The following is a 22,198-nucleotide window of genomic DNA, read 5'->3' as shown; positions in this document are numbered from 1 at the left end:
GCGGCTACAGGAACGAGTAAGGATCGATATCGATCACCACGCGCACCGAGTTCGGGACCTTGGCCCGCGCCCGCCAGGCGGCCATGAAGCCTTGCAGGTCGACATTGCGCTCGGCCCTGACCAGGAACCGCTTGCGGCGGCGGCCGCGCACCAGGGCCAGCGGCGCGTCGGCGGGGCCGAACACCTCGACCCCCTCGGCGTTGGGGATCACCGCGGCCAGGGCCTCGACATAGGCGTCCAGGGCCGCGGCGTCCGGGCCCGAGGCGATCACCGCCGCCAGGCGGCCGTAGGGCGGCAGGCCGGCGTCCTGACGCATCGCCATCTCGGCCTCGACGAAGGCGTCACGGTCCTGGGCCTTCAGGGCCTGCATCACCGCGTGCTCGGGCGAGTAGGTCTGCAGCAGCGCCCGCCCCGGCTTCTCGTGACGCCCGGCCCGGCCCGCCGCCTGGGCCAGCAGCTGGAAGGTCCGTTCCCCGGCCCGCAGGTCGCCGCCCCGTAGGGAGAGGTCGGCGTCGACCACGCCCACCAGGGTCAGGTTCGGGAAGTTGTGACCCTTGGCCGCCGCCTGGGTGGCCACGAGAATGTCGATCTCACCCGCCGCCATGGTCGCCACCAGGGTCTTGGCCGCCTCGGCGTCCATCACCGTGTCGGACGAGAACACCGCGATCCGCGCGTCGGGGAAGATGTGCCGCGCCTCCTCCTCGACCCGCTCGACGCCGGGACCGATCGACACCAGCGAGTCCTTGGCCCCGCAGTGCGGGCAGGCCTCGGGCTTCTTCATCGAGAAGCCGGTCAGGTGGCAGACCAGACGCCCGGTGTAGCGGTGCTCGACCAGCCAGCTGTCGGTGTCGGGCGACTTCATCTTCTCGCCGCAGGCCTTGCACAAGACCAGCGGCGCATAGCCCCGCCGGTTCAGGAATAGCATGGCCTGCTCGCCGCGCTGCAGCGTCACGGCCATGGCCTTGATCAGCGGCGGCGACAGCCAGCGGCCGGGCTCCGGCGGCGTCTGGCGCATGTCGATCAGGTCGATGTCCGGCAGCTGGGCCGCGCCGTGGCGCGCCGACAGTCGCAGCCAGCGGTAACGGCCGGCCTGGGCGTTGAACAGGCTCTCCAGCGACGGCGTCGCCGAGGCCAGCAGCACGCTGGCGCCCTCGATCTTGGCGCGGGCCACGGCCAGGTCGCGGGCTTGGTAGATGAAGCCCTCTTCCTGCTTGAACGAGCTGTCGTGCTCCTCGTCGACCACGATCAGGCGCAGCTTGCGGAACGGCAGGAACAGGGCCGAGCGGGCCCCGACCACGATGCGGGCGTTACCGCTGGCCACCGCCTCCCAGACCTGCCGGCGACGCGGCGGCGAGACGCCGGAGTGCCACTCGGCCGGCAGGGCGCCGAAGCGCTGCTCGAAGCGGGCCAGCACGGCCTGGGTCAGGGCGATCTCGGGCAGCAGCACCAGGATCTGGGCCTCGGGATCCTCCAGCGCCGCCGCGACGGCCTCCAGATAGACCTCGGTCTTGCCCGAGCCGGTGACCCCGTCCAGCAGCGCCGCCTGGAAGCCGCCGGCGTCCAGCATCTCCTTCATCACCGCGACGCAGGCGGCCTGGCCGGGGTTCAACGTGCGCGGCGGCAGGGAGAGGTCCGGCTGCGGCAGCCCGCGCTCGGGTTCCACATAGTCGACCGCGAGCACGCCTTCGTCCACGAGGCCCTTCACGACGCCCGCCGAGACGCCGGCGGCCGAGGCCAGCGCTGTACCGGAGAGCTTCACGCCCTCGGCGGCGGCCAGCACCTTCAGGCGCGCGGGCGTCATGCGGGCGGGCTGGGCGCCGGACAGGACCAGCACCTTGTCGGGCTTGGGCGGCGGATGGCGCAGGCCGCGCAGGGCCATGGCCAGCGGCCAGCCGGGCAGGTCGACCGAATAGCGCGCCGCCCACTCGACGAAGGCCAGCACGCCTGGCGGCAGCGGCGGATCGTCGACCCGCCCCTGAATCAGCTTCAGCGGTCGGTTGCCGCCCGTCCCGTCGCGCAGGGCGACCACCACGCCGCGAATCACGCGCGGGCCCAAGGGCACGGCCACATGGTCGCCGATGCTCAGATCGAGTCCGTCCGGCTCAGCGTAGTCGAAGGCCTCCGGCAACGGCATCGGCAGCAGAACGGAAGCGATACGGGACATGGCGTGATGCTTCTGCCGCGAAACCGTCCCCAGGTCGAGAGCGGCCGTCGAGTCGTCATCAAGCGGACATTAACCGTCTTGCCCGCTTCATCTGGACGGAGTGCTTTTTACCGGTGGGGACGACGATGAGCGACGCGACGAACGCCAGCAGGAAAACGGTCGACGCCGAGAGCGTCCGCGACTTCCTGCGCGTCCAGCCGGAATTCCTGCGCCACGACGAAGACCTGCTGGGCGAGCTGGGCCTGCGGGTCGACGCCGCCAATGTCGTCGACTTCGGTCCGCGCGCCCTGGCCCGCGCCGCCGCCGCCCACAGGCGCGAGGCCACCGTCCGCCAGGCGATCGAGGCCAACGCCCGCGCCAACTACTCGGCCCAGGCCCAGACCCACGCCGCGGTCATCGACCTGCTGGACGCCCGCAACCACTCCGATCTCGCCCGCCGCGTCGACGAGATGACCCAACTGCGCTTCGGCCTGGCCGCCGGCGTCATCGCCCTGGAAGGCCCGCATCGCGTGCCGGCCGGCTGGCGCGTCCTGGCCGAGGGTCAGGTCGACATGATCCTGGGCGAGGCCCCCATCGCCCGCATGGGCTTCTTCGCCCCGGCCCTGCCGCTGTTCGGCGACAAGGCCGAGACCATCCGCAGCATGGCCCTGGTCCGCATGGCGATCTGGGAGCCCCGCCGCGAGGCCCTGGTCGCCTTCGGCTCGACCGACCCGGAAGGCTTCACCCCCGACATGGGCACGGAGCTGGTCAACTTCCTGGCCCGCGTGGTCGAGCGCACCGCCGAACGCTGGCCCGTGTTGTGACCTCGGGCGTCGGGAGCGCTCGCCAGGCCTACGCCGCCTGGCTGGACTACCTGACGCTGGAGCGCCGGGCCTCGCCGCGCACGGTGCGCGCCTATGGCGACAACGTCCTGGCCTATCTGAACTTCCTGGAGCGCCATCGGGGTGAGGCGGTCAGCCTGTCGGCCATGGGCGAGATCTCGGCCGCCGACCTGCGCGGCTACCTGGCCTTCCGCCGCCAAGGTGAAGACGCTCTGGCTCCGCGCTCGCTTTCGCAGGCCCTGTCGTCGATCCGCGCCTTTCATCGCTATCTGGACCAGCGCCACGGCGTGGCCAACGCCGCCGTCGAGCTGGTGCGCGGCCCGCGCCTGAAGATCGGCCTGCCCCGGCCCGTCTCCGAGGACCAGGCCCGCGACCTTATCACGCAGGCCGCCGACGACACCGAGCGCGATCCCTGGGAGACCGCCCGCGACGAGGCGGTTCTGACCCTGCTGTGGGGCTGCGGCCTGCGGATCAGCGAGGCGCTTTCGCTGACTTTCGCACAGGCTCCGCTGGGGCAGGCCATCCGCATCACCGGCAAGGGCGGCAAGACCCGGATCGTGCCGGTGCTGGACGCCGTCCGCGCCGCCGTCGACGTCTATCTGGACGCGCTGCCGTTCGTGCTGACCGCCGACGAGCCGCTGTTCCGGGCCAAGCGCGGCGGGCCTCTGTCGCCGCGCCACGTCCAGGCCCTGGTCCAGACCCTGCGCGGACGTCTTGGCCTCTCCGACAGAGTGACGCCGCACGCCTTCCGCCACGCCTTCGCCACCCACCTGCTGGGCGCGGGCGCGGACCTGCGGGCCATCCAGGAGCTGCTGGGCCACGCCTCGCTGTCGACGACGCAGCGCTACACCCAGGTCGACGCCGCCGGCCTGCTGGCCGCCTACGCGGCCGCCCATCCGAAGGCCTGAGCGTCCGCGACAAGTGCGGCGGAACGTCGCGAAGAACGCGATTTAAGCTTAGCATTAACCGCGATTTTACGGGACGTACGGTCTTCTGGAGGTGAAACGCGCGCTCCCCCGGGCGAGAGCCGTGCCGCCATGAGGCTCCGATGAAGTTCGACGATCTGAAGATCTCCACCAAGGTGGCCCTGCCCGCCGTCATCCTGACCCTGATCGCCCTGGTGATCGTGGGCCTTGGCGCCATCCAGGCCCGCAAGGTCGAGGCCAGCACCAAGATCCTGGTGGAACAGCGCGCGCCCGCCGAACTGAGCATCGCGCGGTTCAGCCGTCGCGTCGCCACGATGGGCTACTCGGCCTACCGCACGATCGCCTATGAAGGCGGCTCGACCGAGGGCAAGAGCGCCAGCGCGGATCTGGACACGGCCTACAAGGAAGCCACGGCGCTGCTGGCCGGCGTGAAGCAGGCCGAGCCCGACACGGCCAAGACCGTTGACGGCTACAAGGCGCGCCTCGACAAGATCTACGCCAGCGCCCGCAGCGGCGCGGACCTTGGCCAGCAGGAGATGAACGACGCGGCCAAGATGGTGATGGTCGAGATCGATCCGCAGATCACCAAGCTGACCGCTGACGTCAACACCTACACCAACGCCCACACCGCCGAGACCAAGAAGATGGTCGAGAAGGCTTCCAAGGAAGCCGCCGCCGGCACCGTGTTCTCGATCCTGTTCGGCCTGATCGCCGCCGGCGCCGCTCTTGCGCTGGCGCTGTGGATCGGCGCCAAGAAGATCGCCGCCCCGCTGGCCGCCACCGCCAAGACCATGGAAGTGCTGGCCCAGGGCAGCGTCGACGTCGACGTCAAGGGCGCCGAGCGCAAGGACGAGGTCGGCGCCATGGCCCGCTCGGTCCAGGTGTTCAAGGACAACGCCGTGGCCCTGCGCACCGCCGAGGCCGCCCAGCATCGCGCCAACGCGGAGACGGAAGCCGAGCGCCGCCGCAACCTGGAGATCGCCGAGGCCTCCGCCAAGGAGCAGGCCTTCGTCATGGAAGCCATCGCTGGCGGCCTGGCCCGCCTGTCGGACGGCGACCTGACCTACCGCCTCGATCAGCAGTTCCCCGAAGCCTACAAGCGCCTGCAGAACGACTTCAACGGCGCCATCGCCCAGCTGGAAGAGGCCATGGGCACCATCGTCCACGCCGCCAACGGCATCGGCGCGGGCTCGGACGAGATCGCCTCGGCCGCCGATGACCTGTCGCGCCGCAGCGAGCAGCAGGCCGCCAGCCTGGAAGAAACCGCCGCCGCCCTCGACGAGATCACCGCCACGGTGAAGCGCTCGTCGGCCGGCGCCCAGGAAGCCTCCAAGGTGGTCGGCTCGACCCGCGGCGACGCCGAGCGCTCCAGCATCGTGGTCCGCAACGCCGTCGAGGCCATGAACCAGATCGAGAAGTCCTCGCAGTCGATCAGCCAGATCATCGGCGTGATCGACGAGATCGCCTTCCAGACCAACCTGCTGGCCCTGAACGCCGGCGTCGAAGCCGCCCGCGCGGGTGAAGCCGGCCGCGGCTTCGCGGTCGTCGCCCAGGAAGTTCGCGCCCTGGCCCAGCGCTCGGCCGACGCCGCCAAGGAGATCAAGACCCTGATCTCGACCTCATCGCAGCAGGTCAACCAAGGCGTCTCGATGGTCGGCCAGACCGGTGAGGCCCTGCAGGCCATCGTCGGCAAGGTCGGCGAGATCGACGCCCTGGTCAGCGAGATCGCGGCCTCGGGCCAGGAACAGGCCACCGGCCTCAACGAGGTCAACGCCGCCGTCAACCAGATGGACCAGACCGTCCAGCAGAACGCCGCCATGGTCGAGCAGTCGACCGCCGCCTCGCACGCCCTGAAGGGGGAGGCCGGTAACCTGATGCAGATGATCAGCCGCTTCCGCGTCAATGGCGCGGTGGCGAACACCGCCAGCAGCTCGGCCCGCCCGACGCAACGCCCGGCCGCCCCGGCGCCGCGCGCGGCGGCTCCGGCCCCGAGCCGGGGTCCGGCCCTGGCCGGCGCGACCAGCCGTCCGGGCGTCAACCCGGTCGCCTCCGTCCAGGCCAAGCTGGCCAAGGCCGTCGGCGCCAGCGAGGACTGGGAAGAGTTCTGATCCCGCGCCCGCGCGGCACACCAGGTTCAGTAAGCGTAAGCGCCCGCCCCTCGGGCGTTCCTCCCCTCGAAAACGCGTACAACCCCGCCGGTCCGCCGGCGGGGTTTTTCTTGAGGGCGCCGTCGAATCTAACGCGCGGGCGTCCGCTGGGCGATCAGGACGGGCACGGGGCAGCCGTCGACCAAGCGAACCACGGCGCGCTCGGCATGGGCCTTGGGCATCTTCGACAGCGGCTGGACCTCCGGGGTGTCGGGATGGCCGGCGTTGGTCAGTCGGTCGCGATCACAGCTCGCCATCTGTGGGTTGCGCACGAAGTCCGGCCGGGACCGTCGCGGCGGCTTCATCTTGGATGACGGCGATGCGAAGCGTCTGGCGCCCGCCTCATCGGCGGCTTTCGGGCCAGCGGCCTTGGGGAGCCGCATCCTCAACTGATCCACGCGCTGGTCCGTATCGGACGGCTTTGGCCGAAATAGATAACCCGTATGGCCGGCCACAGGGGCGGCCTCCGGTATAACCACGGCAATGGCCGCAGCTGGCGCGGCCTGCAGCAGGGCGGCGAGGATTATCGCGGACAAAAGCATGGCGGGGCTCCGTTGCCGAAACCCCGCCACTCTACGTCCGATTGACGGACGCGGTCATCAACTATCGCAAAGGGCTGTTACGCCTGCCCGGTCAGGCCTGCATCGTCCAGCCTTCGACGCCCATGGCGGCCTGGCGGATCGCCTCCGAACGGGTCGGGTGCGGGTGGCAGGTGCGGGCGATGTCTTCCGAGGCGCCGCCGAACTCCATGGCCACGCAGACCTCGGCGATCATATCGCCGACGTTCGGGCCGACGGCGTGGGCGCCCAGGATGCGGTCGGTCTTGGCGTCGGCCAGGATCTTCACGAAGCCGTCGGTCTCGTGGTTGATCTTGGCGCGGCTGTTGGCCAGGAACGGGAACTTGCCGACCTTGTAGGCGATCCCGGCGGCCTTCAGGTCTTCCTCGGTCTTGCCGACCGTGGCGACTTCGGGGCTGGTGTAGATGACGCCCGGGATGATGTCGTAGTTGACGTGGCCGGCCTTGCCCGCGATCAGCTCGATGCAGGCCACGCCCTCGTCCTCGGCCTTGTGGGCCAGCATCGGACCCGAGGTCACGTCGCCGACCACCCAGATCCCGGCGACGCCGGTCTTGAAGTGGTCGTTGGCGATCATGCCGCGCTTGTCCGGCGTGATGCCGACCGTCTCCAGGCCCAGGCCTTGGGTGAACGGACGGCGGCCGATGGCGACCAGCACGTAGTCGGCCTCGATCGTCGCGGCCGCGCCGCCGGCGACCGGCTCGTGGGTCAGCTTGACGCCCTTGGCCGAGGCGACGGCGCCCGTGACCTTGGCGCCCAGCGAGAACTTGAAGCCTTGCTTGGTCAGGATCTTCTGGAAGGCGTTGGCCACCTCGGTGTCCGTGCCCGGCAGGATGCGGTCCAGGTACTCGACGACGGTGACTTCGGCGCCCAGGCGCTTCCACACCGAGCCCAGCTCCAGGCCGATGACGCCGGCGCCGACGACGATCAGCGACTTGGGCACTTCCGGCAACGACAGGGCGCCAGTCGAGTCGACGATACGCTTGTTATCGATCGTCACGCCCGGCAGCGGGGTCGGCTCCGAGCCGGTGGCGATGACGATGTTCTTGGTCTCGAGCACGGTTTCCGAGCCGTCCTCGGCCTTCACGACCACCTTGCCAGCGCCGTCGATGCGGCCCCAGCCCTTCACGTACTCGACCTTGTTCTTCTTCATCAGGAACTCGACGCCCTTGGTCAGGGCTTCGACGCTCTCGGCCTTCTGGGCCATCATCTGCGGCAGGTTCAGCTTCGGCTTGACCTCGATGCCCAGCTTGGCGAACTCGGGGCCCGTCGCGGCGGCGTACATTTCCGAGGCGTGCAGCAGCGCCTTCGAGGGCATGCAGCCGACGTTCAGGCAGGTGCCGCCCAGCTTGCCGCGCGACTCGACGATCGCGGTCTTCAAGCCGAGCTGACCCGCGCGGATCGCGGCGTTGTAGCCGCCGGGACCGCCACCGATGATGACGACGTCGTATTGAGCCATGGGTCTATCGCCTCGAGGACGCGCCGGAGAACGGCGCCGGACAAATATGGGGCCTCGCCGGCCAATTGTCAGACCTCTGGAGGCGCGTGTTCCTTAGAGGCATGCGGCCCAAAACGGAACCCGCTTTCGACGCCCGCGGCCTTGAAAACCAAGGAGAATGGCAGACTTGTCCAAACCCGGCGCGACGCCCCGCCGCGGGGACCGCCACAAGCTTGACATCAGCTCGCCTGGAGAGCGCCACGGCTCGGTGGCGTCATACCAGCATGACCCTTCGCGCCCGCCTCATCGCCGCCCTCGCCACCGTCGCGCTCAGCGCCGCGGCGCCCCTCGCCGCCTCGGCGTCTGGCGTGGACCAGATCCCGGTCGCCAGCGGCAAGGCCGGCGACACGCTGGCGGTGTTCTATTCGGGCGACGGCGGCTGGGCGGCCCTGGATCAGGGCGTGACCCAATATCTGGCCGACAACGGCGTGCCGACGCTAGGCGTCAATTCGCTGAGCTATTTCACCACCAAGCGCTCGCCCGCCGGCGCCGCCGCCGACCTGACCCAGGCCCTGCGATCGTACGAGCGCCTGTGGGGCCGCTCGAAGGTGACGCTGATCGGCTATTCGTTCGGGGCCGACGCCCTGCCGGCGATCATCCCGCGACTGCCCGCCGACGTCCGCGGCCACATCGGCCATCTGGTGCTGATCGGCGCCGGCCCGCACGGCGACCTGCAGTTCCACCCCGCCAGTTGGCTCAACATCGCCACGCCGGACTCGTTTCCGGTCGGCCCGGCCATCGCCGCGCTGAACGGCCTGAAGATCACCTGCGTCTACGGCGACCAGGAAAAGGCCGATATCTGCGCCAGCCTGCCCGACGCCGAGGTCACCAAGATCCGCCTGCGCGGCGACCACCACTTCAACCGCGACTACGCCACGCTCGGCGCGGCGGTGCTGAAGGCCAGCCGCTAGAGCGGCGCGGGCAGTCCATACTTCGCCGCCAGCCACCGCGTGATCGGGCGGGCGTCGCTGAGGAAACTCAGGCCGTTGGCCGACTGGATCTCGCCGTGCGGGCCGGCGTCGGGGGAGGCCTCGCCGAGGATCAGGGTGGGGGCGTTCTGGTGCTCTTCGCCCAGGCGCTCGATCAGGGCCGGGCGCGGGCGGGCGTAGTCGACGCGGACGATGTCGAGGACGTCGCGCAGTCGCGGATAGGCGGCCAGGTAACCTTCCATCATCGCGCAGTCGGGGCAGAAGCGTTGCTGGCCCTCTTTGTCGAAGCCCATCGGCAGCAGATAGAGTGTGTCCTTGGCCATGACGGTCTCCCGGAAAGCAAAACGGCCCCGACGCATAGCGCGCGGGGCCTCTTTGAGTAGCGCGCACCAGGCGGCGAAACCGCATACACTTTCGCCTGGCGCGCTTGAAGCGAAGAAGCCCGCCGGTAAGGGCGGGCTTCTCAAAGTCTCTTAGAGGTCCAGCAGCAGGCGCTGCGGGTCTTCCAGGGCTTCCTTGACCTTGACCAGGAAGGTCACGGCGCCGGCGCCGTCGACGACCCGGTGGTCGTAGGACAGGGCCAGGTACATCATCGGACGGATCTCGATCTTGCCGTTGACGACCATGGCGCGTTCCTTGATCGCGTGCATGCCGAGGATGCCCGACTGCGGCGCGTTCAGGATCGGCGTCGACATCAGCGAGCCGTAGATGCCGCCGTTGGTGATCGTGAAGGTGCCGCCCTGCATGTCCTCGATGGACAGCTGGCCGTCGCGGGCCTTCTTGCCCAGGACGCCGATGGCCTTTTCGATCTCGGCCAGGTTCAGCGCGTCGGCGTCACGGACGACCGGAACCACCAGACCCTTGTCGGTGCCGACAGCGACGCCGATGTCGTAATGGTTCTTGTAGACGATGTCCGTGCCGTCGATCTCGGCGTTGACGTCCGGGATCGCCTTCAGCGCGGCCACCACGGCCTTGGTGAAGAAGGACATGAAGCCCAGCTTCACGCCGTGGCGCTTTTCGAAGATGTCCTTGTACTGGGCGCGCAGGGCCATGACCGCGCTCATGTCGACCTCGTTGAAGGTCGTCAGCATGGCGGCGGTGTTCTGGGCTTCCTTCAGGCGACGGGCGATCGTCTGACGCAGGCGCGTCATCTTCACGCGTTCCTCGCGCTCGTGCAGGGCGCGCGGCGCGGCCGGAGCCGCGGCCGGGGCCGGCGCCGCGGCGCGGGCTTCCAGGGCGGCGAGGGCGTCGCCCTTGGTCACGCGGCCGTCCTTGCCGGTGCCCGCGACCTTCGACAGGTCAAGGCCCGCCTCGGCGGCGATCCGGGCCGGCGCCGGGCTGACCGGGGCGGCGGTCGGGGCGGCGGCGGCGACCGGAGCGGGCGCCGGAGCCGGGGTCGGCGCGGGGGCCGGAGCCGGGGCGGCGGCCGGAGCGGCCGACGCGGTCGCGCCTTCGGTCACCACGCCCAGGACCGTGCCCGGAACGACGGTCGCGCCTTCTTCGGCGCCGATGGCCGACAGCACGCCGTCGGCGGGCGAGGCCACTTCGAGGCTGACCTTGTCGGTTTCCAGCTCGACGAGGATCTCGTCCTTCTTCACGGCCTCCCCGGCCTTCTTGGTCCAGCGGGCGACCGTCGCTTCCGTGACGGATTCGCCGAGGGCGGGGGTCATGATGTCGGCCATGGGGCTTTCCAGGTCTCTCTTGTTTGGTCCGGCGAAATTAAAGACGAAGTCCGACGCTTAAGCGAAGGCCTCGTTGAGGAACGTCTCGAGTTCTTTCAGGTGGCGGCTCATCAGGCCCGCGGCGGTGGACGCCGAGGCCGGACGACCCACATAGCGGGCGCGCTTGGCCTTGATGTCCAGCTTGTCGAGCGTCAGCTCCAGCCACGGATCGACGAAGGTCCAGCCGCCCATGTTCTTGGGCTCTTCCTGGCACCAGACCAGGTCGGCGTTCTTGAAGCGGCTCAGCACGTTCATCAGCGACCTCATCGGCCACGGATAGAACTGCTCCAGACGCAGCAGATAGACGTCGTCGCGGCCGGTCTTGGCGCGATGGTCCACGAGGTCGAAATAGACCTTGCCCGAGCAGATGACGACACGCTTGATCTGGTCGTCGCTCTTCAGCGTGACGCCGCCGACGTCGCAGCCGGCTTCCGCGCCGTCCACCATCACGCGGTGGAAGGCCGAACCTTCGGCGAAGTCGTCCAGGTTCGAGACGGCGCGCTTGTGGCGCAGCAGGCTCTTGGGGGCCATCACGATCAGCGGCTTGCGGAACTCGCGGTTCATCTGGCGGCGCAGGGCGTGGAAGTAGTTGGCCGGCGTCGTGCAGTTGACGACCTGCATGTTGTCTTCCGCGCACGACTGCAGGAAGCGCTCCAGGCGGGCCGAGCTGTGCTCGGGGCCTTGGCCTTCATAGCCGTGCGGCAGCAGCATGACGAGGCCGCTCATCCGCAGCCACTTGCGCTCGCCCGAGCTGATGAACTGGTCGATGACGACCTGGGCGCCGTTCACGAAGTCGCCGAACTGACCTTCCCACAGGGTCAGGGTGTTCGGGTCGGCCAGCGAGAAGCCGTATTCGAAGCCCAGCACCGCCTCTTCCGAGAGGGCCGAGTCGATCACTTCATAGTGGGCCTGGCCGGCGCGGATGTTGTTCAGCGGCGTGTAGTGCTCCTCGGTCGTCTGGTCGATGACGTCCGAGTGGCGCTGGGTGAAGGTGCCGCGCACCGAGTCCTGGCCCGACAGGCGGACCGGGAAGCCCTCGTCGAGCAGGGTGGCGAAGGCCAGGTGCTCGGCGGTGCCCCAGTCGATGCCCTCGCCCTTCTCGATCGCTTCATGGCGATTGTCGATGGCGCGCTTGACGGTCTTGTGGGCGTTGATGCGGTCCGGGATCGTGGTGATCTGGCGGCCGATTTCCAGCAGGCGGGTCTTGGGGAAGGCGGTCTTGCCGCGACGCTCTTCGTCGCCCGGCAGGGCCAGGCCCTTCCACTTGCCGTCCAGCCAGTCGGCCTTGTTGGCCTTGTAGCTCTTGCCGGCGTCGAACTCGGCGTCGAGGAACTTCTCGAACTCGCTGACCCAGCTGTCCGACTCGGCCTGGCTGATCACGCCTTCGCCGATCAGACGGTTGGCGTAGAGCTCGCGGGTCGGCGGGTGGCCCTTGATCTTGGCGTACATGATCGGCGACGTCATGGTCGGATCGTCGCCTTCGTTGTGACCGAAGCGACGGTAGCAGACCATGTCGATGACCACGTCCTTGCCAAACTTCTGGCGGTACTCGGTCGAGACCTTGGCGGCGAAGACGACGGCTTCCGGATCATCGCCGTTCACGTGGAAGATCGGGGCTTCGACCATCAGCGCCATGTCGCTGGGATAAGGCGAGCTGCGCGAGTAGCGCGGGCTGGTCGTGAAGCCGATCTGGTTGTTGACGATGAAGTGGATGGTGCCGCCCGTGCGGTAGCCCTTCAGGCCCGACAGGGTGAAGCACTCGGCCACCACGCCCTGGCCGGCGAAGGCCGCGTCGCCGTGCAGCAGCAGCGGCAGCACGTGGCCGCGACCGGCGTCCGGGGTCTCGCGCAGCAGGAAGGCCTGCTTGGCGCGGGCCTTGCCGATCACGACCGGGTTGACGATTTCCAGGTGCGACGGGTTGGCGGTCAGCGACAAGTGGACCTTGTTGTCGTCGAACTCACGGTCCGACGAGGCGCCCATGTGATACTTCACGTCGCCCGAACCCTCGACGTCCGAGGGAACCGACGAGCCGCCTTGGAACTCGTGGAAGATGACGTGGTAGGGCTTGCCCATCACGGCGGCCAGCACGTTCAGGCGACCGCGGTGCGGCATGCCCAGGACGATGTCCTTCACGCCCAGGGCGCCGCCGCGCTTGATGATCTGCTCCATGGCCGGGACCATGGATTCGCCGCCGTCCAGGCCGAAGCGCTTGGTGCCGGGGAAGCGCTTGTGCAGGAACTTCTCGAAACCCTCGGTCTCGATCAGCTTCTTCAGGATGGCGACCTTGCCCTCCTTGGAGAACACGATTTCCTTGTCGCGGCCCTCGATGCGCTCCTGCAGCCAGGCCTTCTCGTTCGGATCCGAGATGTGCATGTACTGCACGCCGACATTGCCGCAGTAGGTGCGGCGCAGGATCTCGAGCATCTCGCGGATCGTCGAGGTTTCCATGCCCATGACGAAGTCGAGGAAGATCGGCCGGTCGTAGTCGGCGTCCGAGAAGCCGTAGGTGGCCGGATCCAGTTCCGGGGCGGGCTTCGGCGGCTCCAGGCCCAGCGGGTCGAGGTTGGCGGCCAGGTGACCGCGCATCCGATAGGCCCGGATCATCATGATGGCGCGCAGGCTGTCCAGCGTGGCGGCGCGGACGGCCTCGGCGGAGGCGCCGGGGGCCTTGCCCTCGATCGCCTTGGAGACCTTGGCTTCGACGGCGGGGGCGACGCTGGCCCACTGGCCGTCCAGGGCCGACAGCCAGTCGGGACGGACGGACGGCACCTTCTTGGGCGTCCAGGCCGGGTCCTGCGCGGCGCGCTTAACCTGATCGGCCTGCTCGGCGAGGCTGGCGAAGAAGGCGTTCCACGAAGGTTCGACCGATCCAGGGTTCTCCGCCCACTGGGCGTAGAGATCCTCCACGAACGCCGCGTTGGCGCCGTAGAGGAAGCTGGTCTCGGTCAAGACCTGGTTGATGATGCCTGCGTCGTCCGCCATCGTTCTTCGCCTTAGATCCGGATGCTCTACGGGAGCGCTACCGCATAGCCCGTAAATATAGTCTCTCAATCGCCCGGGCGCCCGTCGAACGGCGGGGCCCAGGTGATTTTTTCGGATCGTCGACTGGCGGTCGCAAAAAACCTGGGCCCCGCGCGAGGCGGGGTTTCGGTGTCTAGTTAGCCCTTCAGGACTTCCAGCAGGGTCTCGCCCAGCTTGGCCGGCGAAGGCGAGACGCGGATGCCCGCCTCTTCCATCGCCGCGATCTTGTCCTCGGCGCCGCCCTTGCCGCCCGAAACGATGGCGCCGGCGTGACCCATGTGACGGCCGGGAGGGGCCGTGCGACCGGCGATGAAGCCGACCATGGGCTTGCTGCGGCCGCGCTTGGCTTCGTCCTTCAGGAACTGGGCCGCTTCTTCTTCGGCCGCGCCGCCGATTTCACCGATCATGACGATCGACTTGGTGGCTTCGTCGGCCAGGAACAGTTCCAGCACGTCGATGAACTCGGTGCCCTTGACCGGGTCGCCGCCGATGCCGACGGCCGTGGTCTGGCCCAGGCCCGCATTGGTGGTCTGGAACACGGCTTCATAGGTCAGGGTGCCCGAACGCGACACGACGCCGACCGAGCCCGCCGAGAAGATGCCGCCCGGCATGATGCCGATCTTGCACTGGTTCGGCGTCAGGACGCCCGGGCAGTTCGGGCCGATCAGGCGCGAACGCGAGCCTTGCAGCGCCTTCTTGACCTTGACCATGTCCAGCACCGGGATGCCTTCGGTGATGCAGATGATCAGCGGGATCTCGGCTTCGATGGCTTCCAGGATCGAGTCGGCCGCGAAGGGCGGCGGGACGTAGATCACCGAGGCGTCGGCGCCGGTGGCTTCCTTGGCTTCGCCGACCGTGTCGAACACCGGCAGGCCGATGTGGGTCTGGCCGCCCTTGCCCGGCGTGACGCCGCCGACCATCTTGGTGCCGTAGGCGATGGCCTGTTCGGAGTGGAACGTGCCCTGGGCGCCGGTGATGCCCTGGCAGATGACCTTGGTTTCAGAACCGATGAGGATCGACATTTAGCGAGCACCCTTCACGGCCGCGACGATCTTTTCGGCGCCGTCAGACAGGTCGTTGGCGGCGATGACGTTCAGGCCGCTTTCCGAGATGATTTTCTTACCGAGTTCGACGTTGGTGCCTTCCAGGCGGACAACGAGCGGAACCTGCAGGCCGACTTCCTTCACGGCGGCGATGACGCCTTCCGCGATGATGTCGCAGCGCATGATGCCGCCGAAGATGTTGACCAGGATGCCCTTCACGGCCGGATCGGCGGTGATGATCTTGAAGGCCGCGGTGACCTTCTCCTTGCTGGCGCCGCCGCCGACATCCAGGAAGTTGGCCGGCTCGGCGCCGTACAGCTTGATGATGTCCATGGTGGCCATGGCCAGGCCCGCGCCGTTGACCATGCAGCCGATTTCGCCGTCCAGGGCGATATAGGCCAGGTCGTACTTGCTGGCTTCGATTTCCTTGGGGTCTTCTTCGCTCTCGTCGCGCAGCGCCTTGATGTCCGGGTGACGGAACAGGCTGTTGCCGTCGAACGACAGCTTGGCGTCCAGGACGCGCAGGTGATCATCCGCGGTCACGATCAGCGGGTTGATCTCCAGCATGGCCATGTCCTTGGCCATGAACGCCGTATAGAGCTGGGTCAGCAGCGAAGCCGCTTCCTTGGCCAGACCGCCGGTCAGGCCCAGGGCCTTGGCCAGGGCGCGCTGGTGGGTCGGCCACACGCCCGTCGCCGGGTCGATGGTGAAGGTGTGGATCTTCTCGGGGGTCGAGTGAGCGACGTCCTCGATGTCCATGCCGCCTTCGGTCGAGGCGACCACCGAGACCTTGCTCGAGGCGCGGTCGACGAGAAGCGACAGGTAGAATTCCTTGGCGATCGCCGCGCCTTCTTCGATGTAGAGGCGGTTGACCTGCTTGCCCTTGGGGCCGGTCTGGTGGGTCACCAGCACGCGGCCGAGCATTTCCTGGGCGTTCGCGCGGACCTCTTCGACCGACTTGACGACACGGACGCCGCCCTTGGCGTCGGGGCCCAGGCCCTCGAACTTGCCCTTGCCGCGGCCACCGGCGTGGATCTGGCTCTTCACGACGAAGACCGGCGTGCCGAGCTTTTCGGCGGCGGCGGCGGCTTCATCCGGGGTGAAGGCGGCGAAGCCGCGCGGCACGGGAGCGCCGAACTCGGCGAGTACGGCTTTGGCTTGATGTTCGTGGATGTTCATGAGGGCCCGGTCTCGACGACGGCTTTCTGAAATGTGGCCGGGTTATAGGAGCGCTATTTCGCAGGCGCAACCGCACGAAGACGATAAGGTGAGGGCTTGCGTGCTTATCTTGTCCAACGAGACACCCGCGCCGGGCATCTGGGCGCTCTGAGCACGGGAAGCCCTTGACCCCGCGCATCTGTTACCGGTCACAAAATCTCGCGCCGGAACAGTTGTCCCCCGGTGTCATGGATCGCGTCAGCCGTTGGCGCCCAGATCAAGGCGAGATCATCGCGAGATCACCGCTGGCGGCCGGGGTCCTTGAAGAAGATCAGGATCAGCGACAGCACCGCGACCGCGTCACGATCCTTCGAGCCCTTGGGCGGCAGGTAGGCGGTCGGCTGCATGGCGGCCAGGTCCACCCCGCCGATGTCGATCCCGTCGCGGCTGAACACGTAGCCGATCGTCGCGCCGCCGCCGAGCGGCAGGCCGCCGACCTGTTCCGTGCGCGCCCGGATGTTCAGGCCGCCGAAGCGCAGCTCGGCGGCGCGCTGCGGCTGCTGGAGGTTCTTGAGAAGGCCGCCGCCCTTGGCGCTGGCCAGGGCGAAGGTCGCGTCGGCGCCCGCGCCGGGGCCCGAGAGCGTGCAGAAGAACTGCAGCTTGTCGCGGTCGAAGGTGATCCAGCCCAGGCCCAGCCGGCTCTGGCCGCCGCCGCAGGCCACCTCGACCGGGCCCAGGCCCGGGCCGTTGACCGTCATCTCGACGCTGGCCTTGCCGCCCTCGAAGACGCCGGTGACCGAGCTCCTGCTGCTCTTGACCGTGGCGTCGCCGTCGTACTCGCCCAGCTGGAAGCCGGGCCGGAACAGGCTGGGCCCCTTCTTGCCCGACAGCTTGACCTTCTCGGTCCCGGCCGGCGGCGCGGCCTGGGCCGGCGCGGTCGCCGCGAGCGCGACAGCGAGTGAAAGGGCGATAGCGAAAGACTTCATGGCAAGCTCCCCGAGCGTCGGCTAGGCGACACGGCGGAGCTTGCCACAGATCGGCGTTATCTCAACCTCTGGGCGCGGCGGGAATCGGCGCGGGCGGCTTCGCGCCCGACCGGGCCACGGCGTACATCTCCCAGGCGATCTGCTTTATCAGGGCCTGGCGGTCGTCGCCGACCTGGTAGAGGTCGCCGTGCGTCTTGTCCTTCAGGTAGCGGAAGTCGGTCTTGGCCCCGAGCCCCTTCATCACCGCTTCCAGCCTGCGGGCCGAACCGTCCAGATAGAAGGTGTCGGCCGTGCCGACGATCAGGCGGACCTTGCCGTCCAGATCGGGCTTCAGCGCCGGCCAGCTTCGCTTCAGCCGCGCGGCGATGTCGTAGTGCTGGCTCCAGTAGGCGACGACGGCGGGATCGACCGCGCCGGTCGCCCGGTCGAACATCGGCACGGGCCGGCCGGCCGGACCGCGCGGCGAGAACACCCAGTCGAACGAGCCGAACTGACCGCCGTATTCGCCCAGAACCTCCTCCAGCGCGACCATGTCCTTCAGCGTCGCCAGCACCTTGTCGTGGTCGCGGGCGATCGGACGCAAGGAGCCGTCCGGCTTGTAGTAGACGTTGGCGTTCGGGGCGTAGAGGTCCACGCCCGTGAAGTCGTGGAAATCGCTGGGGTCCGGCGAGGTCGACCAGGTTCCGCCGAATACCTTCGGATAGCGGGTCTGCAGCCACAGGGTCGCCCAGCCGCCCGAGGAGTGGCCGTTGAGGAAACGACTCGTAGGCTTGGCGTCCATGCGCCAGTGCTTTTCCAGGTCCGGGATCAGCTCCTCGGTCAGGGCCTTGCCCCAGGGACCGTTGTTGAGGCTGTCGGCGAACTCGTGCGTGCCGGTGGCGCTGCTCTCGTCCAGATAGACCCAGATCATCGGCGGGGCCTCGCCCTTGGCCATCAGGTCGTACATGCGGGTCGCCTGGCTGACCAGATGCTCGTTCGAGCCGCCGAAGCCGTGGGTGTAGTAGGCCGTCGGATAGCGGTCCTTGCCGGTCTCGTAGCCCGGTGGGGTCAGGACCCAGCCCTTCATGGTGATCGGCCGGCCGAAGAAGGCGCTGAGCGCGGGGCTGACGAAGTTCACCGGCGCGATGTGCGGCTTGGCCGCCGCCAGCCGGGCGACAGCTTCCTTGGGCGCACTGGCCGGCAGGTTGAAGGGATCGTAGACCGGCTCGACCTTGTCCAGCACCAGCTTGGTCCCGGCGGCCAGCGGCAGCGTCACGGTCGTGACCGGGCTGACCAGGTCGCCGCCGCCCCGGCCGCTGTAGTTGTAGCTGTGGTTCTGATCGAGCACGGCCTGTACCGCGTACTCGCCCGGCGGCAGCTTGGAGAACATCTGAGGGGCGGCGACGCCGTCCAGGTCGATCTCGACCGTGGCGCCGGCCCCGACCGTGCCGACCTCGCGCGCGGCGACCTGGCCCTGGCCCTCGAACGGATTGGCCTCGACGCTTTCGATCACGCCGTCCCTGGCGCCGGCCTTGGCCGCGGCCAGGGGCTGGGCGAAGACCAGCAGGCGGCCCGAGACCGGTCCCTGGATCTGGGACCCCACCTGGACCCGCAGGATCGGATGGCCGTCGGCCGCCCAGGCCTGAGCGCCACTCACCGCCAGCAGCATCGCCGCCGTTACGATCCCACCCCTGATCATCGCCCGCATGGTCGCTCCCCCCAAAACTTGGCCCCAAAAAACTGGGCGAGAGATTGGCCATGCCGGCGCAAGGCTGGCAAGCCTAGCCGTTCGCGCCCACGGACGCCGACCCGCGCCGCTCCAGCTTGCCCCAGCCGACCCGGCCGCCGCGAATGGCCATGACCACCGACTTGACCACGACATAGTACATCAGCTGGCGATAGCCGAACCGCTGCACCGGCAGGAACGGCAGGTCGGCCCAGGGCGCGCGCTTCTCCAGGGCCATGCCCAGGGCGCCGGCCGAAAGGTCGACGGCGATGAAGATCGCCCAGTAGGTCAGGCCCAGCAGCATGTCGTCCGGGCGCCATTCCACGGGGTGGGCGATCGCGCCGTAGAGACCGCTGATCAGGCTCCAGATGACGGCGAAGTCGACCAGGGGCGCGGCCACGGCCAGGATGATCTGGAACAGCCAGATCTGCGGCAGGGCCACGAAGCCCAGCACCGGAGTCTTGGTGCTGAACATCGCCTTGCGGTGCTTCCACACGCACTGCAGCGTGCCGAACGACCAGCGGAAGCGCTGCTTCAGCAGGCCGCCGACGGTGTCGGGCGCCTCGGTATAGGCGCGGGCCTCGGGATCGAAGGCGACCTTCCAGCCGGCGCGCTGGCAGGCGATGGTCAGGTCCTGGTCCTCGGCCAGGGTGTCGGACGGATAGCCGCCCAGGGCGTCGAGCACGCTCTTGCGCCACGCCCCGACGGCGCCGGGCACCACGGTCACCGCGCCCAGGGCCGACAGCGCCCGGCGCTCCAGGTTCTGGGCGGTGACATATTCCAGCGCCTGCCAGCGGGTGACGATGTTGACCCGGTTGCCGACGATGGCGTTACCGGCCACCGCGCCGATGTCCGGATCCTGGAACCAGCGGGCCAGGCGGCCGATGGTCTCGGGCGGGAACAGGGTGTCGGCGTCCAGGGCCACGACGAACTCGCCCTTGGCCACGGCCAGGCCGCGATTGACCGCCCGCGCCTTGCCGCCGTTCTCGAACGACAGCAGCGTCACGCGCGGATCATCGGCGAAATGGTCGCGCACCTCCTGAGCCGTGCGGTCCTTGGAGCCGTCGTCGAGAACCAGCACCTCGAGGTTCTTCCAGTCGCTCTCCAGGATCCGCGCCACCGAGGCGGCGATCACCTTCTCCTCGTTGAAGCAGGGGATCAGCACCGAGACCAGCGGGCCGTTCTCGCTATCGAGATCGGCGGGCTCCTCATGCGTCCAGAAGCGGTGGACCAGAGCCAGGCTGGCCAGGAACACCAGCCGCGCGACGCCCAGGAAGATCGCCGTGACGAACAGCCAGGTCATCGTGGCCTGGGCCCAGCGGAAGAAGTCGAAGCCAAGACGATCCAGGAACAGGTCGGCGGCCGTGCGCGAGGTTGGCGGCATCACCTGTTGCGCGGTCATGCCGGCCAGTTCGCCGACGGTCACCAGGCGGTAGCCGCGGGCCCGGATCTGGTCGATCAGCCCCGGCAGGGCCGCCACGGTCCGGCTGCGGTCGCCGCCGGCGTCGTGCAGCAGCACCACCTGCCCCGGGCGATCGCCCGGATTGTCCAGGCGATCCAGAACGCGGTCGATGATCTGTTGCGGCGTCGGCTTCTGCCAGTCGTCCGGGTCGATGCGCAGGCCCACGGTCATGTAGCCCAGGGTCTGGGCGATCACGAGCGGGGCCACTTCGTGCGGGGTCGAGGGCTCGGCGTCGCCGAAGAACGGCGGCCGGAACAGGCGCATCGAGCGGCCGGTCAGCACCTCGAACAGGCGCTGGGTGGCGTTCAGCTCGACCTGCACCTGCGGCAGCGGCGTCTCGGCGATGTTGGGATGGGTCCAGCTGTGTCCGCCGACGTCGTGGCCCTCGGCCACCTCGCGCTCCACCAGGTCGGGACGGCGCTGCATGTTCTGGCCGATCACGAAGAAGGTCGCGGGCGCGTTCTTTCGCTTGAGAATGTCGAGGATCTTCGGCGTCCAGCGACCGTCGGGGCCGTCGTCGAAGGTCAGGGCCACCAGGCCCTTCTTCTGGCCGTAGCGCTCGATCACGTAGCTGCTGGGAATGACGTCGTAGCGCTCGCCCGAAACCAGGCCGGTGTCGGGATCGAACTCCAGGCTGCGTTTGCCGGGCGTGGGCAGCTGGGCCACGCGCAGCACCTCGCCGCCGCCGTCGAAGTCGACGCCCTGACCGTTGGCGAGGGTGGTCAGGCCGCCGGCCGAGGCCTTGCCATAGGGTTTGCCCAGCAGCGACCAGACGCCCGGATCCTCCATACCCATCCGCCACAGGCCATAGCCGCGCGGCTTCCAGGCGTCGGAGACCTTGATCTGGTTGAACAGGGTGACGGCGTCCAGGAACCAGACGACGTGCTCGTCGCCGTTGTCGTCGGTGTACTGATAGGTGGGGTTGAGGGCGTTGTCGTCCATGCGAATCGTCGCCCCGGCGTCCTGGGCGTTGCGCATGGCCTCGTGGAACGTGGACGGCGCGCCGGACGACCGCGAGCCGTCCTTGTTCAGCGTCCAGTCATAGCCGTAGGCGCCCAGGGCCAGCACCACGCGGTTCGGGTCGAGACGGGCGAAGCGCTTTTCCAGCTCGGTCTCGTACCAGTCCTGGCCGGCGTTGGGGCCGGGATCGCCGAGCGCGTAGTGCTCGTCATAGGCCATCAGCACCAGGGTGTCGGAGGCCTGCTCCAGACGCTTCAGAGGCCAGCCTTCCCCGTCGAACGGGGCGGTGACCCAGACCTCGCGGCCGGTCGCCGCCAGGGCGGCGCGGGCCTCGTTCAGGAACAGCGGATAGGCGTTGAGGCCCTTGGCGGAGAGCGCCTCGAAGTCGAAGACGTAACCGCCGTAGCCATGCTGGTCGGCCAGGACCCTCAGATTGTTGATCAGCTTGGCGCGGGCGGCCGGGTCGGTCAGCAGCGCATCGGCCAGCGGACCGTCGAAGGCGGCGTTGGCCGAGTTGTGGACCAGCGGCAGGACGGCCGGTTTGTTCGGCGCATTGGCGATCCGCGCCACGCCCTCGGCGTCGTCGACCAGGCTGATGTCGCCCTTGGCGCCGTTGATCGCCACCCACTGCGGCGAGACCACGTCCAGCTTGTCGATGTTGCGGCGCAGGGACTCGCGGCTGTCCTCGTCCCAGGCGACGTAGAAGCCGACCGACAGCGGGTGCGCGGCGTCGCTGGGCCCGGCCTCGCCTTTCGCGGCGGGAGGCCGGGGCACGCGGCGCCACGACTTGACGATCCTGGTCTTGCGCGGGGTTTCCTGGTGCAGCGACGTCAGGACGTGCGGGTCCTTCAGCGGCGCGTCGGGCAGCCGCGGGGCGAAGGCCAGGGTGGCGACGAAGCCGGCCACGATCGCGGCGACCAGCGAGATGACGACGCCGAGCACCAGCTTGGCCCGGCGCTCCCGCTTGCCGGAGGGGTCGTGAAAGATATGGCGGTCTTCGGGAGTCATGCTGGCGCTCTGGTTTCGCGCCCTTTGATACCCGAAATTGACCGAACCGTGGCGCTATGCCGTGATGCGGCCCG

At 68.7% G+C, this 22,198-nt stretch carries 15 protein-coding genes; 4 read left to right on the top strand and 11 right to left on the bottom strand.

What is annotated here, in order from left to right:
- Positions 1-4: 4 nt before the first annotated feature.
- The gene (locus AC1RJ9_RS04990) at positions 5-2,197 is read right to left on the bottom strand and encodes a primosomal protein N' (protein WP_492836920.1); all 2,193 of its coding nucleotides are present in this window, start codon (positions 2,195-2,197) and stop codon (positions 5-7) included.
- Between the two features lie 92 nt (positions 2,198-2,289).
- Between AC1RJ9_RS04990 and AC1RJ9_RS04985 the strand changes: the two genes are divergently transcribed.
- From AC1RJ9_RS04985 to AC1RJ9_RS04975, 3 genes are all read left to right on the top strand, one after another.
- Positions 2,290-2,967 carry a DUF484 family protein gene (locus AC1RJ9_RS04985; protein WP_492836534.1) on the top strand — a complete coding sequence of 226 codons (678 nt, stop codon included), beginning with the start codon at positions 2,290-2,292 and terminating at the stop codon, positions 2,965-2,967.
- Complete coding sequence (locus AC1RJ9_RS04980) at positions 2,964-3,893, top strand: tyrosine recombinase XerC (protein ID WP_492836532.1); 930 nt, start codon at positions 2,964-2,966, stop codon at positions 3,891-3,893. Before AC1RJ9_RS04985 ends, AC1RJ9_RS04980 begins: the two co-directional genes overlap by 4 nt.
- A gap of 140 nt (positions 3,894-4,033) precedes the next feature.
- Positions 4,034-6,019: a methyl-accepting chemotaxis protein gene (locus AC1RJ9_RS04975; RefSeq protein ID WP_492836530.1), complete on the top strand. Its 1,986-nt coding sequence runs from the start codon at positions 4,034-4,036 to the stop codon at positions 6,017-6,019.
- A 128-nt stretch (positions 6,020-6,147) separates the two neighbouring features.
- On the opposite strand, the gene AC1RJ9_RS04970 is transcribed toward AC1RJ9_RS04975, so the two are convergent.
- Both AC1RJ9_RS04970 and lpdA read right to left on the bottom strand, forming a co-directional pair.
- Positions 6,148-6,600: a hypothetical protein gene (locus AC1RJ9_RS04970; RefSeq protein WP_492836528.1), complete on the bottom strand. Its 453-nt coding sequence runs from the start codon at positions 6,598-6,600 to the stop codon at positions 6,148-6,150.
- A gap of 91 nt (positions 6,601-6,691) precedes the next feature.
- A complete protein-coding gene (gene lpdA, locus AC1RJ9_RS04965) occupies positions 6,692-8,092 on the bottom strand; it encodes a dihydrolipoyl dehydrogenase (RefSeq protein ID WP_492836526.1) in 1,401 nt (466 codons plus the stop codon).
- A gap of 263 nt (positions 8,093-8,355) precedes the next feature.
- Here lpdA and AC1RJ9_RS04960 point away from each other — a divergent pair, with 263 nt between their 5' ends.
- A complete protein-coding gene (locus tag AC1RJ9_RS04960) occupies positions 8,356-9,042 on the top strand; it encodes an AcvB/VirJ family lysyl-phosphatidylglycerol hydrolase (RefSeq protein WP_492836524.1) in 687 nt (228 codons plus the stop codon).
- Here the strand turns inward: AC1RJ9_RS04960 and AC1RJ9_RS04955 are convergent.
- The 8 genes from AC1RJ9_RS04955 to AC1RJ9_RS04920 all read right to left on the bottom strand — a co-directional run bounded on the left by AC1RJ9_RS04955 (position 9,039) and on the right by AC1RJ9_RS04920 (position 22,124).
- Positions 9,039-9,383 (bottom strand): DUF3088 family protein, encoded by a 345-nt coding sequence (locus AC1RJ9_RS04955; RefSeq protein WP_492836522.1) that lies wholly within the window; start codon positions 9,381-9,383, stop codon positions 9,039-9,041. The genes AC1RJ9_RS04960 and AC1RJ9_RS04955 overlap by 4 nt on opposite strands.
- Before the next feature lie 150 nt (positions 9,384-9,533).
- On the bottom strand, positions 9,534-10,742 hold the full coding sequence (gene odhB / locus AC1RJ9_RS04950; protein WP_492836520.1) for a 2-oxoglutarate dehydrogenase complex dihydrolipoyllysine-residue succinyltransferase: 1,209 nt from the start codon (positions 10,740-10,742) through the stop codon (positions 9,534-9,536).
- Between the two features lie 57 nt (positions 10,743-10,799).
- Complete coding sequence (locus tag AC1RJ9_RS04945) at positions 10,800-13,763, bottom strand: 2-oxoglutarate dehydrogenase E1 component (protein WP_492836518.1); 2,964 nt, start codon at positions 13,761-13,763, stop codon at positions 10,800-10,802.
- A 176-nt stretch (positions 13,764-13,939) separates the two neighbouring features.
- Entirely contained in the window at positions 13,940-14,824 is an 885-nt protein-coding gene (sucD, locus tag AC1RJ9_RS04940) for a succinate--CoA ligase subunit alpha (protein ID WP_492836516.1), read from the bottom strand.
- Entirely contained in the window at positions 14,825-16,024 is a 1,200-nt protein-coding gene (sucC, locus tag AC1RJ9_RS04935) for an ADP-forming succinate--CoA ligase subunit beta (protein ID WP_492836514.1), read from the bottom strand. It lies immediately after the preceding gene.
- Between the two features lie 278 nt (positions 16,025-16,302).
- On the bottom strand, positions 16,303-16,989 hold the full coding sequence (locus AC1RJ9_RS04930) for a hypothetical protein (protein ID WP_492836512.1): 687 nt from the start codon (positions 16,987-16,989) through the stop codon (positions 16,303-16,305).
- A 61-nt stretch (positions 16,990-17,050) separates the two neighbouring features.
- Entirely contained in the window at positions 17,051-18,676 is a 1,626-nt protein-coding gene (locus AC1RJ9_RS04925) for an alpha/beta hydrolase (protein ID WP_492836510.1), read from the bottom strand.
- A 73-nt stretch (positions 18,677-18,749) separates the two neighbouring features.
- Entirely contained in the window at positions 18,750-22,124 is a 3,375-nt protein-coding gene (locus AC1RJ9_RS04920; protein WP_492836508.1) for a glycosyltransferase, read from the bottom strand.
- Positions 22,125-22,198: the final 74 nt, after the last annotated feature.

The sequence above is a fragment of the Caulobacter sp. GW822-FHT07D08 genome, assembly GCF_058798735.1.
Note: the sequence above shows the minus strand (reverse complement) of the source record. Positions and strands in the feature narration are given on the sequence as shown.